Genomic DNA, 13,051 nt, shown 5'->3' with positions numbered 1-13,051 from the left:
TCATCTCTAATAACCTCTGACTTTCAATCAGGGGTCTTCGCTCAGAATGATGTCGCGCTCCCGTTAAAAAATCGGATAGGTCGCCGGATCATGATCGTAAAACGCTTCAAGAAATCCAGGAGATTGCCATGCCTCAGGTCCCGTGCCACAGGCATGCTGATTTTTCCACTCACGCCAATTGGAAGGCACTTTCTCACTAATTACCTCGAAGCACTCAGCATGTTGATATGCCATCTGGGGCCATTTTCCTTCAGAAGGATGATTGATGATGCTGAAGCTACACTTCCCATCTGGCGCAACATAGACCTCCATCACATGATAGACACGACCGAGTGTTATCCAAGGCGAAGATTCAACATCTTCGCCATCGGCATTTAACAGGCGAATGCATTTCACTTTCACGGTTTAGGCACTCCAGATATGTTATTAAAGATCGCTTTGTAGCCCCTGCAGGTCAACAGCGTCCGGCAAGCTTTGCGAAGGGCATTTGACGATGGCTGAAGTGGAACGGTGTATGTAAAGATCGCTGACATTGCGTGGACATGGATCGATCTCGTATCGTCGTCCAGGCAGGTATAGCGAGTGGGGAAATATTGCCGAACTCCTGTGGCAAGACAGGGGGCACTTGTAAGGATCAATTGACTATTCGAAAAGCTTCAAGCGATCAGTGCACTAATGTCTACTGGCTCTACGTATCGGCATCGCGCAAGCGCGAGCAATGTCACGGATCGCGTCCGACATACGAAGAGCAATACTGAGCACAAATAAAAAAACCGCCGGGGTTGCCGGCGGCTTTCTGGCTGCGGGAATGGCTAGCTTCAGGCCGTGCCGCCCACCGTCACACCATCCAGGCGCAGCGTCGGCTGGCCCACGCCCACGGGGACGCTCTGGCCTTCCTTGCCGCACACGCCCACGCCCGAGTCCAGGCGCATGTCGTTGCCAATCAGGGAGACGCGGTTCAACACGTCCGGACCGTTGCCGATCAGCGTGGCGCCCTTGACCGGATAGGTGATCTTGCCGTCCTCGATCATGTAGGCCTCGCTGGCCGAGAACACGAACTTGCCGTTGGTGATGTCGACCTGGCCGCCGCCGAAGTTGACCGCGTACAGGCCGTTCTTGACCGAGGCCAGGATCTCGCCCGGGTCCTTGTCGCCGCCCAGCATGTAGGTGTTGGTCATGCGCGGCATCGGCAGGTGTGCGAAGGATTCGCGGCGCGCGTTGCCGGTGATGGCGGTCTTCATCAGGCGGGCGTTCATGGTGTCCTGCATGTAGCCCTTGAGGATGCCGTCCTCGATCAGCGTGGTGCACTGGGTCGGGTTGCCCTCATCGTCGATGTTGAGCGAACCGCGGCGGTCGGCGATGGTGCCGTCGTCGACCACGGTCACGCCCTTGGCCGCCACGCGCTGGCCGATGCGGCCGGCAAAGGTGGACGAGCCCTTGCGGTTGAAGTCGCCTTCCAGGCCGTGGCCGATCGCCTCGTGCAGCAGGATGCCGGGCCAGCCGGGGCCGAGCACCACCGTCATCGGGCCGGCCGGAGCCGGACGCGAATCAAGGTTGACCAGCGCGGTGGCCACCGCTTCGGACGCGTATTGCTCCAGCAGGCTGTCGGAGAAGTAGGCATAGTCGTAACGGCCGCCGCCGCCGCTGCTGCCCATCTCGCGACGGCCGTTCTGCTCGGCGATCACCGTCACGGACACGCGCACCAGCGGACGGATGTCGGCGGCCAGCACACCGTCGGCGCGCGCCACCAGCACCACGTCGTATTCGCCCGCCAGGCTGGCCATGACCTGCTTGACGCGCGGATCCTTGGCGCGCGCGATGCGTTCGATGCGCTCCAGCAGCTGCACCTTGGCGGTGGCGTCCAGCGAGTTCAGCGGGTCGTGCGGCAGGTACAGCGCGCGGCCGCCGGCCGGGATCATGGAACCAGCCACCTTGACCTTGCCGGCGCCCTGGCGCGCGATGGTGCGCGTGGCCGCCGCCGCATCGAGCAGGGCGCGTTCGGAGATTTCATCGGAATAGGAAAACGCGGTCTTGTCGCCCGACACCGCGCGCACGCCGACGCCCTGGTCGATCGAGAAGCTGCCGGTCTTGACGATGCCCTCTTCCAGGCTCCAGCCCTCGCTCTTGGTGAACTGGAAGTACAGGTCGGCGTAGTCGACCTTGTGCGAAAACATGCTGCCCAGCGCGCTGAGCAGCTTGGATTCGTCCAGGCCGAAGGGGGTCAGGAGCACGTCGCGCGCGACTTGCAGCGCGCCCATATTGGGTTCAAATAATTTCATAGGATCTTGTCGGAAGGCAAAAATCAAAGCTTGCGGTGGCGCAATGCCGGCAAGCTTTCACGAACGTATTGTAGACGATGGGGGTCGATGTCGCCGATCACAAGGCCTTCGCCCTCGGGCAACACGGAAACGATTTCCCCCCACGGATCGACCAGCATGCTGTGGCCCCAGGTGCGGCGGCCGTTGACGTGGCGCCCGCCCTGCGCCGAGGCCAGCACGTAGCACTGGTTTTCGATGGCGCGGGCGCGCAGCAGGATTTCCCAATGGGCGCTGCCGGTGGTGTAGGTGAAGGCGGCCGGCATCACGATCAGCGCGCACTCGCCCATGGCGCGGTACAGCTCGGGGAAGCGCAGGTCGTAGCAGACCGACAGGCCGACGCGCCCGAACGGCGCCTCGAAGGTCTTGACCTCGCCGCCGTACTCGATGGTGCGCGCCTCGTCGTAGTTCTCCTCGCCGCGGGCGAAGCTGAACAGGTGGATCTTGTCGTAGCGCGCCACGCGGCGGCCCTCGGGGTCGTACACCAGCGAGGTGTTGAGCACCTTGCTGTCGCTGGCCGCCATGGGCAGCGTGCCGCCGACCAGCCACAGCTTGCGCTCGCGCGCCAGTTGCGCCATGAATTCCTGGATGCGTCCCGCCTGGTCGGTTTCGGCGTGGGCGAACTTGTCGCGCTCGTGCATGCCCATGATCGGCCAGTATTCGGGCAGCAGCACCAGCTGCGCGCCCTGCTGCGCCGCCTGCCCCACCAGCCGCGCGGCGGCGGCGAAGTTTTGCTCCACCTCGGGCGTGGACACCATCTGGATCGCCGCCACCTTGAACGCCTGCGTCATGTTGAGCCTCTTGGAAAGATATCTATCTCGAATGCCTCAAGTATCGCGCAGAACCGGCAAGCGCGTGGCGGCCTGCGCTCAGGCGCCGCTGTTGATGACCGGCCCGGCGTCGCGCCGGCGCGGAGCAGCCGGGGCCGGGGCCGCCGGCAAGGCCGGTTGCGGCTTGCCGTTGTCCAGCATCTCCTTGGCGCGGTCGCTGCCGACTGCGGACACCTGGCTCTGCTTGACCACGATGGGGTCGCTCCATGGGCCGGTCACCTTGTACTCGAAGGTCAGCGACTTCATCACCGGGTTGCGCAGGAACAGCTGCGCCAGCAAGGTACCCACGCCGACCACCGGGTTCACCGCCATGGCCACGACCGAGGCGGTGCCGAGGTTGATTTCGGGGATCACCACAACATGCAGGTCCTGCGTTTCCCTGGCGATGTCGGCCGAACCGTTCATCAGCACCGAGGCGGTGACGCCGGTCATCTTGAGGTTGTCGGTGGTGGCGATGCCGCGATTGACGGCGGCCGTGCCGACCACGTTGTCGAAGGCGAAGCCCTCCGAGAACACATCGCGGAAGTCCAGCGTCAGCCGGCGCGGCAAGGCCTGCAGGTTGAGCACGCCCAACAGCTTGGCGGCGCCCGGGTCGACCTTCAGGAACTGGCCGGAATGCACGTCCACATGCACCTGGCCGGACAGGCTGGGCATGTCCATCGCATAGGGCAGGCCCTTCCAGCTGAGGTCGCCGTCGAGCTTGCCGCGGCCGCCGCGGATCGTGCCCGGATAGCCGAAGCGCTCCAGCAGCTTGCCGGCGTCGTTGATGTCCAGCGCGTAGGTGATGTTGGAGGTGTTGCTGTTGCCGAAGGCCATCCAGTTGCCGGCGGCGCGGAACTGCGCATCCTCGTTGGCCAGCACCAGGCGGTTGATGCGCCATTCGCGGCCGACTGCGGTGACCATGTTGTTGGCGTCCAGCTCCAGCCGCCCGAGCTTCTTGCCGGCCAGCTCGAACTGCTCGGCGCGGATGTCCAGCGCCGGCATCTGGGCGTCGTTGGAGGAAGGGCGCTGGGTGGCCTGGGCGTCGCGATTGGCGCCGTTGTCGCCATCGCCCTTGGGCACCGTCAGCGAAGACAGCCGCGCCGTCACCTTGCCTGGGCCGCGCCCGGCGCCGGGCTCGTCCCAGGTCACCGCGCCGGCGACCTGCCGCGAATCGATGTTCATCTGCCAGCTGTTCTTGCGATGCGTGGCGTCCAGCGTGAGCAGGTTGAGTTTCTTGCCCATCAGCGTGAGTTCACCCACGCGCGCCGACACTGCGTCCGGCTCCAGGTATTGCGTGATCTCGCTGCTGCCCAGCTTGCTTTGCGGCGCACCGCCGCCGGCGTCGGCGCCGACGATCTCGGCCTTGAAGGCAGTCCAGGCGTCGAGGTCGAAGCTGTCGGCGGCCAGCGCCAGCTTCAAGCCCGAGGCCGGCGCCGGCACCGGCTGGCTCAAGGCGATGCCGCCGGCCACCACGCGCCAGTCCTCGGCCTTGCCGGCGACCTTCTCGCGCAGGTAGCGCGAGGCCAGGTTCGGCCCCAGCGCGACCTTGATCTCCTCGCGCTGGAGCAAGGGATCGCCGGAAGGCGCCGGCAGCAGTTCGAAGCGCAGAGGCAGACTGTCCTGGGCCGGCTTCCTGAGCGGCGCCGGCAGCTCGGATCCCAATCCGGCCAGGGTGGATTCGATGATCACCTCCGGCTGGTGCTGGCGCACCAGCACCGAAGCGGTGTAGCGCGCGCCGCCGGAGAGCCGCGCCAGCAGGCGCTGCAGCGAGGGCTCGGTGTAGAGCTTGCGCAGCGCCTCGATGTTGACCGCGCCGTTCAGGCGCGCCTGGCTGCTGCCGTCGGCCTGGGTGCCGCCGGTGATGGCCACGGCGTCGCCCAGGAAGTTGCCGCGCACGCCGTTGAGCGTGAAGCCGCGCTCGTTGAACTCGACCTTGCCGTTGGCGCGGTACAGCACCGGCAGCGTGGGCAGCAGGTCGACGTCGTTGTTGGCGAACTGGAACGCGCCCTGGGCGCGGGTTTCAATGGCGTGATGCAGCGGCATCTGGAACTTGAGGTCGAGCCGGCCTTCGCCGCTGGCGCTGGCCTGTTCCATGACGTTGCCGGTCCAGCGCGCCACCGGGCTCTGGTTGACGTACTGCAAGAAGGCCGACATCGGGCCGGTGGCCACGCCATCGATCTCCAGCACCGCCTCGTGCGCTTCGAGGTCGGCGATGCGCGCCGTCACCGGCGCCAGCTTCGCGCCGAGCGACCTGGCGTCGTCGGCCTTCACTTCCAGCCGCGCGCGGTCGAAGGTGAAGCGGCCGCGTCCCTGCTCCAGCAGCGGCCACTCCGGCTCGTTGCCGTCCTTGTTCAGATGGCCGGGCGTGTAGTTGAGCTTGAGCCCGTCGAAGTCGCCGCTGACCAGGAACTGCCCCTTGGGCTTGTCGCCCGGATTGGCGGTATGGAAGGGGAAATCGGCCAGCGCGCCCTTCAGGCTCAGGTGCACGTCGCGCGCGGTGCCGTCGACCAGGCCTTCGGTCAGCCAGCGCCGCAGCGGCTCGCTGATGTGCTGGGGCAGGTAGCGGCGGATCGCCTTGAAGTCGAAGGTGGACAGCTCGCCGCTCAGGTCGACCGTGCCCGACGACTTGCCCTGCAGCGGCAGCAGGTGCTTGCCGCGCAGGCGCCCGGCCACGCCGGGCTGGGCGAACTGCATGTCGTCCAGCTCGAACAGCAGGGTCTGGTCTTTCTGGTACTGCCAGTGCGCTTGCAGCGTCAGGCTGTCGAACGGAAGGCTGGGTTCGGAGAACAGGTGGGCCGGCAGCTGCACCGCCAGCTTTTGCGAGTCCAGTCGCAACGCGCCGCCCTTCTCGTTGGCATCGATCTCGCCGGAGACATTCTCGAAACCAGGCAGGCCCGCCCATTGCGCCGGCGCCGCCTGCTGCAGCGTGGCCGGACGCGCCGCCTCGACGTGGCGCGCCATGGCCTTCATGCCCAGGCCGGTGAAGCGGCCCTGGACGCGATAGGAGGTCAGCTCCGGATAGGTGCCCTGCCACTGCACCGTGAAGTCATGCAGCTCGCCGCGCGGCGAGAGGTCGTCCAGCAGCTTGCGCTGCGACGGCGCCAGCGGCAGGCGCGCGGCCAGCTGCGAGAGCGTCTCCAGGTTCAGGTGGGTGGCCTTGACGCTGGTGCGCTCGGGCTTGAGCGGCGTGGCCGGTTCGTAGCTTTCATCGACCGAGGTCGGCGGCAGCACGAAGCCGTCCGGCGTCTCGATCGAGAAATTGGTCAACGTCACCTTGTGGCCGTTGGCGCCGAAGGTGGGAACGCCATCCTCGGGCGTGGCGCCCAGGCTCTCGCTGGCGGAGATGCGGCCGTTGACGCGCTTGAGGTTCAGCGGCTCAAGCTTTTTGGAGAGCTGCGCGCTGAAGTCCTCCAGGCCCAGGTCGGCCGTGAAGTTGGCGACCTTGGCATGGTCCAGCGCCAGCCAGGCGCGCACCGAGCCGCTGCCGCTGGCAATCGCGATGGGGTAATCGAAATACGCGCGCCAGACGGAGAGGTCGGTGCGGCGCAGGTCGGCATACAGCGTGCCCTTCCAGCGGGTGACGTCGGAGATGCGGCTGGCGAAGGCGGGATGGGTGAAATCGGCGCGCACGTCCAGAGGCGCCGCATAGTCGGCCGGCGGCACCGCGCGCAGCGACAGGCGGTGGCGCAGCCAGCTGTTGTGCAGGATCAGGTTGACGTCGTCCAGCTCCAGCTCGGGGGCGCGCCGCATCTCGTCGTCCCAGCGCAGCTTGCTGTCGCGGATCACGATCTCGCGCTGCGACAGCAACCAGTCCAGCGTGCTGCCATCGCCGCCGACGGGCACCGGGATGCCGGCCACGAACAGGCGGCCGGCAGGGTCGCGCCGGATCGCCAGGTCGGCGCGCTCGATGGTCAGGTTTTCCAGCCGCAGGCCGGCCACTACCACGCTGCTCCACGACAGCGTGGTGGACACCCGCGGCAGCGTCAGCGCCGGCTCGCCCGCCTCGTCGTGCACGGTGACGTTGCCCAGCGCCAGCTGCGGGCGCAAGCCGCTCCAGGAGGCGTCGATGGCATCGATGGTGACGGCGCGGCCGACCGCCTTGGAAGCGGCGCGCTCGATCTGCGGCTTGTAGTGGCCGATCTCCGGCAGCACGGCGTAGCGCAGCACCAGGAACAGCGAGCAGAAGAGGAAGTAAGCCGCCAGCAGCAGCTTGAAGGTGAAACCGAGCGCATGATGGCTGGCCCGGTTCAGGCGAAAGTAGGTGCCCCGCGCGATCCGCCAGCACAGCGCCCAACGGCCAGGCTTCGCTGCGGCGTTATGTTGTTCTTGGGACATCAGGGTGAAATGGGTGCTCTGTATGGAATAATTCGCAATCCGTGCGGCTGACATGATCGCATGGAAACTCCCGCCTTGCCACGCTTACCGCCCGCCTCTCGCAGCTATGAGGGGCAAAAGGCGGGATTAGTTTAAAAACAGGCGATAGAATCCGCCATCGGGGACAAATTCGTCAGCGCAGCGTCAGCCGTGGCTCATTTTCTGCCGCCTGGCGCCGCACTTGAAGCTGCCCTCCCCGCGTTTTGCCTTCTTTTACACCTGTTTCCGGACCAACCGGCCTCTTCCTGCCTATGCCAGCTCCGCTCCGCTCCCTCGACGACGCCCAGGCTTCGCGCTACTTCACCCGCTGGATCCAGGCCGACGCCGCGCGCGCGGCGCTGGTGGCCGACGCCTCGGCGCGCCCCATGGACCGCGCTTTCATGACCGCCCGCCTGCAGGCCGACCTCGATGCCGGCCTGGCCCTCAACGCCGCCATGCGCCGCCTGCGCAACCTGGTGGTGTGCACGCTGATCGCGCGCGACCTGGCCGGCAGCGCCGACCTGGCCGAGGTGGTGGCCACCATGACCGAGTTTGCCGACTTCGCCGTGCAGACTCACCTGACAGCCTTGATGGAAGAACAAGGCGCGCTCTACGGCGTGCCCATCGGCGAGGAATCCGGGCGCGAGCAGCAGATGATCGTGCTGGGCATGGGCAAGCTGGGCGGCGGCGAGCTCAACGTCTCCTCCGATATCGACCTGATCTTCGTCTATCCCGAGGATGGCGACACCCGCGTGGCCGACGGCCAGAAGCAGCTGTCCAATCATGAGTTCTTCGTGCGCGTGGGCAAGAAGCTGATCGGCGCGCTGGCCGAGATCACCGAGGACGGCTTCACCTTCCGGGTCGACATGGCGCTGCGCCCCAACGGCAACTCCGGCCCGCTGGTGGCCAGCTTCAACATGGTCGAGGAATACCTGGTGCGCCAGGGCCGCGAATGGGAGCGCTACGCCTGGACCAAGGCGCGCGCGCTGACCGGCGACGCCGCCGACATCGCCGCGCTGGAAGCCATCAGCCGTCCCTTCATCTTCCGCCGCTACCTCGACTACGGCTCGATCGACGCGCTGCGCTCGATGCACGCGCAGATCCGCGCCGAGGTCAAGCGCCAGGAGGCGATGCATCCGGATCGCAGCAACAACGTCAAGCTGGGCCGCGGCGGCATCCGCGAGATCGAATTCGCCAGCCAGGTGTTCCAGCTGATCCGCGGCGGCCGCGACCCCGAGCTGCGCGACCGCTCGACCCGCGCCACGCTGCGCACGCTGGCGGCCAAGAACCTGCTGGCGCCGGAGGTGGTAGAGCAATTGCTGGCCGCCTACACCTTCCTGCGCGACCTGGAACACCGCCTGCAATACATCGAGGACGCCCAGACCCATACGCTGCCGGTCAACCCGGAGGACCTGCTGACGGTGGCGCGCATGATGGGCTACCCCGACAGCGCGGCGCTGCTGCGCGAACTGGAGGCGCATCGCAAGGTGGTGGCGGCGCAGTTCGACGCCATCTTCAACGACAAGCAATCCGGCGAGGCCGAAAGCGACGCGCCTGGCGTCTCCGACAACGACGGCCTGGAAGGCCTGGCCGATGCGCTCAAGCTGGTCGGCTTCCCCGAGGCCGACATCGCCGAGGGCGCCAAGCGCCTGCACCTGACCTGGCAATCACCGCGCATGCAAAGCCTGCCCGAGGCCAGCCGCAACCGCTTGAACACCGTCATCAACTCGGCCCTGCCGCTGATCGCCGCGCTCAACTACGACCAGTTGCCGGCCCTGGGCCGCCTGCTCGATTTCCTCGAAGCCATTGCGCGCCGCGCCGCTTATCTTGCGCTGCTGACCGAGTATCCGCACGCGATGCGGCGCCTGATCCGCATGATCGGCGCCAGCGGCTGGGCCGCCACCTACCTGACCCAGCACCCCATCCTGCTGGATGAACTGCTGGACGACCGCAACCTCAAGGCCGACTCCGACTGGGCCGCGTTCGCCGAGAATTGCCAACGCCAGCTCGACACCGCGCCCGGCGACACCGAGCGCCAGATGGACATCCTGCGCGAGCTGCATCACGCCGAACTGTTCCGCCTGCTGGCGCAGGACCTGGAAGGCGACCTGTCGGTGGAAAAACTGGCCGACCAGCTCTCGGCGTTGGCCGACATCCTGGTCGACGCCACCATCAAGGCGGTATGGCAGACCATCACCCAGCGCCATCGCGAGACGCCGCAATTCGCGGTGATCGCCTACGGCAAGCTGGGCGGCAAGGAGCTGGGCTATGTCTCGGACCTGGACGTGGTGTTCCTGTACGACGACGACGACCAGGAAGCGCCGGCGCACTACGCCAAGCTGGCGCAGCGCTTCATCACCTGGATGACCAGCCTGACCCCGGCCGGCACGCTGTTCGACATCGACATCGCGCTGCGCCCGGACGGCGCCAGCGGCCTCTTGGTCTCGCCGGTGAGCGCCTTCGAGAAGTACCAGCTCAACGCCGCATGGATCTGGGAACACCAGGCCCTGACGCGGGCCCGCTTCTGCGCCGGCGACGCCGCCATCGGCGAGCGCTTCGAGTTGCTGCGCGAACGCGTGCTGCGCCAGCCGCGCGACTACGACAAGCTCAAGGAAGAAGTGCTGTCGATGCGCCTGCGCATGCGCGAGGCGCATCCCAACCGGACCACGATGTTTGATCTCAAGCACGACGAAGGCGGCATGATCGACATCGAATTCATGGTGCAGTACCTGGTGCTGCGCCACGCCCCCGAGCACCCGCAGCTGACCGGCGACATCGGCAACATCGCGCTGCTCAAGCTGGCCGGCCAGCTGGGCCTGATCGACGCCCCGCTGGCGGCCGAGGCGGCCAACGCCTATCGCCTGTTCCGCAAGCTGCAGCACCAGATCCGCCTGCAAGGCGCGGAGCGCGCGCATATCGACGCCGAACGGGTGGAGCACGAGCGCGCCTGCGTGATCCGCCTGTGGGAGCTGGTGTTCGGCTGAGTGCCGAGGTCCGGGCGCCAATGAAAAATGCCCCGCACGCGGGGCATTTTTTCATGCTGCCGGTCAATACTTCGGCGGCTGCTTTTCTTCGCGGCTGGCGCGGCGATCACCGCCGCTGTCCTTGGACGAACTGTCCTTGGCCGAGGAGCTGTCGCGCGTGCGGCTGCTGTCGCGATCGCGTTCGCGGTCGCGCGTGCGGCTGCTGCGGTCGGCGTCGCGGGTGGAATCCTTGCTGTCCTTGCCCTTGGCGTCCTTGGCGTCCTTGGCATCCTTGGCGTCGTCCTTGGGCGCCTCCACCGGCGGCGTGGGCGGGGTGACAGTCTGGATGCCCTTGGCGGCCATGTATTCGTGCATGTCCTTCCAGCCGGCGAAGATGCCTGCCTTCAGCGCCTCCGGATTGCGCTGGTAGCAGTCTTCCAGCGACTGGCCGGCCTGGCGGCAGCCCGCGCCCAGCGCGATGCCTTCAGCCTTGGCCTCTTCCGGGGTCTGCTTGGGCTTGGTGAAGCTGCTGATGTAATCGCAGGCGGACAGCGACAAAGTGACACCGGCCATCAAGGCCAGGTTGGCGATCAGGCGGCGCGCCTGGAATGACGTTGCTGACATTACGTCCCTCGTGTGGATACGGTTGCTCTTGTTTGCTGCACTCGGTGTTGCATGAAATGCAAGTTCGCAAATGGACAAAAGGCCATTGCAGAACGGAGTCTGCAACAGCCTTTCGATCTTTTGCAGGCTGATGACATATTTTCACCGGCGCAAGCAAGCTTGCATCCGAGGAAAAGAAGCCGAATCAGCCCCAATTTTGCCGATACCGGCTCCGCCAACGCCGCGAAACCGGTATTGCGGCGATTACTTGGCGGTAGCCAGGGCGACCGTGGTGTCCAGCATGCGGTTGGAGAAGCCCCACTCGTTGTCGTACCAGGACGAAACCTTGACCAGGCGGCCGGAGACCTTGGTCAGGGTGGCGTCGAAGTTGGACGACGCCGGGTTGTGGTTGAAGTCCACCGAGACCAGCGGGTCGGTGTTGTAGGTCAGGATGCCCTTGAGCGGGCCGGCTTCCGAGGCTGCCTTCAGGACGGCGTTGACTTCGTCCACGGTCGTGTCGCGCGAGGCCACGAAGGACAGGTCGACCAGCGAGACGTTGATGGTCGGCACGCGGATGGCGAAACCGTCCAGCTTGCCGTTCAGTTCCGGCAGCACCAGGCCGACCGCGGCGGCGGCGCCGGTCTTGGTCGGGATCATCGACTGGGTGGCCGAACGGGCGCGACGCAGGTCTTCGTGGTAGACGTCGGTCAGCACCTGGTCGTTGGTGTAGGCGTGGATGGTGGTCATCAGGCCGGTTTCCAGGCCGATCTTTTCATGCAGCGGCTGGACCAGCGGCGCCAGGCAGTTGGTGGTGCACGATGCGTTGGAGATGACGGTGTCGGAAGCCTTCAGCACCTGGTGGTTGACGCCGAACACGACCGTCGCGTCCACGTCCTTGCCGCCCGGAGCCGAGATGATCACCTTCTTGGCGCCGCCCTTGATGTGGGCGCTGGCCTTTTCCTTGGTGGTGAAGAAGCCGGTGCACTCCAGCACCACGTCCACGCCCAGCTCGCCCCAGGGCAGCTCGGCCGGGTTGCGCTGCGCCAGCACCTTGATGCGGTCGCCGTTGACCACGATGGAGTCGCCGTCCACCGACACGGTGCCCGGGAACTTGCCGTGGGCGGTGTCGTACTGGGTCAGGTGGGCGTTGGTCTTCGGGTCGCCGAGGTCGTTGATCGCGACGATTTCGATATCGTGCTTCTTGCCGCCTTCGTAGTGGGCGCGCAGGATGTTGCGGCCGATGCGGCCGTAGCCGTTGATTGCAACGCGAATTGCCATGCTCTTCTCCTTAAGGTATCAAAAAAATCAATACAAATCGGTCTTGCCGGAAACCGGCCTGCCTGGCAGGCTACACGACGCGCCGGGTCGGCCCCGGCCATTTGTCCGTCTTTTCCGGCCTTCGCTTCTTCTATTTCTTTATTGCCGCCATCCCCGCATGCCCGGGCGCCGCGCTCAGGGCTTCAGCTTGCGCCAGACGAAACCGACCTCGTCGATCTCGCTGCCGTCATCCCACGTGAAGGTTTGCTCGAACAGCTGTTCGGCTCCCAGCGAGGCGAAAAATTCCCTGGCGCCCTCGTTCTTGGCCAGCACCCAGGCCATCAGGCCGGTGGCGCCGGCGCCGATGAGGGTGGCCGCGACGTTGGCAAGCAGGCGCTTGCCCAGCCCGCGGCGCTGCTCGTCGGGCAGCACGCAGATGGCGGAGAGTTCGGCGTCGCAGCCGAAGCGGCTCTCCGCCAGCGTCATGCCGGAGGCGAAGCCGATGATCTCGCCGCCGGTTTCGGCCACGAAGGTGCAGGCCGCATCCGACGAGGCGCCCAGCACCTGCTCCCACATCTTGACGCTCTGTTCGGGCTTCAGGTGGTCGAGGTAGCTGTCGGGCACCAGGCCGCGATAGCTGGCGCGCCAGGCATCGATGCGCACGCCGGCGATCGAGGCGGCATCGCCCGGGCGGGCGCGGCGGATCACGACTTCATCCGCGCCTGCCGTGGTTGCTGCTTGGTTCATG

At 66.1% G+C, this 13,051-nt stretch carries 8 protein-coding genes; 1 reads left to right on the top strand and 7 read right to left on the bottom strand.

Annotation, left to right across the window (positions count from 1 at the left end; genetic code table 11):
- Window positions 1-63: 63 nt before the first annotated feature.
- The 4 genes from Herbaro_RS06125 to Herbaro_RS06110 form a co-directional block, all read right to left on the bottom strand.
- Window positions 64-402, bottom strand: coding sequence for a hypothetical protein (locus tag Herbaro_RS06125; protein ID WP_275012942.1), 339 nt, complete (start codon window positions 400-402; stop codon window positions 64-66).
- Window positions 403-818: 416 nt separating this feature from the next.
- A complete protein-coding gene (gene tldD / locus Herbaro_RS06120) occupies window positions 819-2,279 on the bottom strand; it encodes a metalloprotease TldD (RefSeq protein WP_275012941.1) in 1,461 nt (486 codons plus the stop codon).
- Window positions 2,280-2,302: 23 nt separating this feature from the next.
- Entirely contained in the window at window positions 2,303-3,106 is an 804-nt protein-coding gene (locus Herbaro_RS06115) for a carbon-nitrogen hydrolase family protein (RefSeq protein ID WP_275012940.1), read from the bottom strand.
- A 78-nt stretch (window positions 3,107-3,184) separates the two neighbouring features.
- Window positions 3,185-7,462, bottom strand: a complete 4,278-nt coding sequence (locus Herbaro_RS06110) for a YhdP family protein (RefSeq protein ID WP_275012939.1) — start codon at window positions 7,460-7,462, stop codon at window positions 3,185-3,187.
- A gap of 290 nt (window positions 7,463-7,752) precedes the next feature.
- On the opposite strand from Herbaro_RS06110, the gene glnE reads away from it, so the two are divergent.
- Window positions 7,753-10,464, top strand: coding sequence for a bifunctional [glutamate--ammonia ligase]-adenylyl-L-tyrosine phosphorylase/[glutamate--ammonia-ligase] adenylyltransferase (glnE, locus tag Herbaro_RS06105; protein WP_275012938.1), 2,712 nt, complete (start codon window positions 7,753-7,755; stop codon window positions 10,462-10,464).
- Between the two features lie 63 nt (window positions 10,465-10,527).
- Here the strand turns inward: glnE and Herbaro_RS06100 are convergent, their stop codons facing one another.
- The 3 genes from Herbaro_RS06100 to Herbaro_RS06090 all read right to left on the bottom strand — a co-directional run bounded on the left by Herbaro_RS06100 (window position 10,528) and on the right by Herbaro_RS06090 (window position 13,050).
- The gene (locus tag Herbaro_RS06100) at window positions 10,528-11,067 is read right to left on the bottom strand and encodes a hypothetical protein (RefSeq protein ID WP_275012937.1); all 540 of its coding nucleotides are present in this window, start codon (window positions 11,065-11,067) and stop codon (window positions 10,528-10,530) included.
- A 243-nt stretch (window positions 11,068-11,310) separates the two neighbouring features.
- Window positions 11,311-12,324 (bottom strand): type I glyceraldehyde-3-phosphate dehydrogenase, encoded by a 1,014-nt coding sequence (gene gap / locus Herbaro_RS06095; protein WP_275012936.1) that lies wholly within the window; start codon window positions 12,322-12,324, stop codon window positions 11,311-11,313.
- 174 nt (window positions 12,325-12,498) lie between these two features.
- Window positions 12,499-13,050, bottom strand: a complete 552-nt coding sequence (locus Herbaro_RS06090) for a GNAT family N-acetyltransferase (protein WP_275012935.1) — start codon at window positions 13,048-13,050, stop codon at window positions 12,499-12,501.
- Window position 13,051: the final 1 nt, after the last annotated feature.

The organism is Herbaspirillum sp. WKF16, from assembly GCF_028993615.1.
In the GTDB taxonomy this organism is placed as follows: Bacteria; Pseudomonadota; Gammaproteobacteria; order Burkholderiales; family Burkholderiaceae_D; genus Herbaspirillum.
The sequence above is the reverse complement of the archived record's forward strand: the minus strand, read 5'-3'. Positions and strand labels throughout refer to the sequence as shown.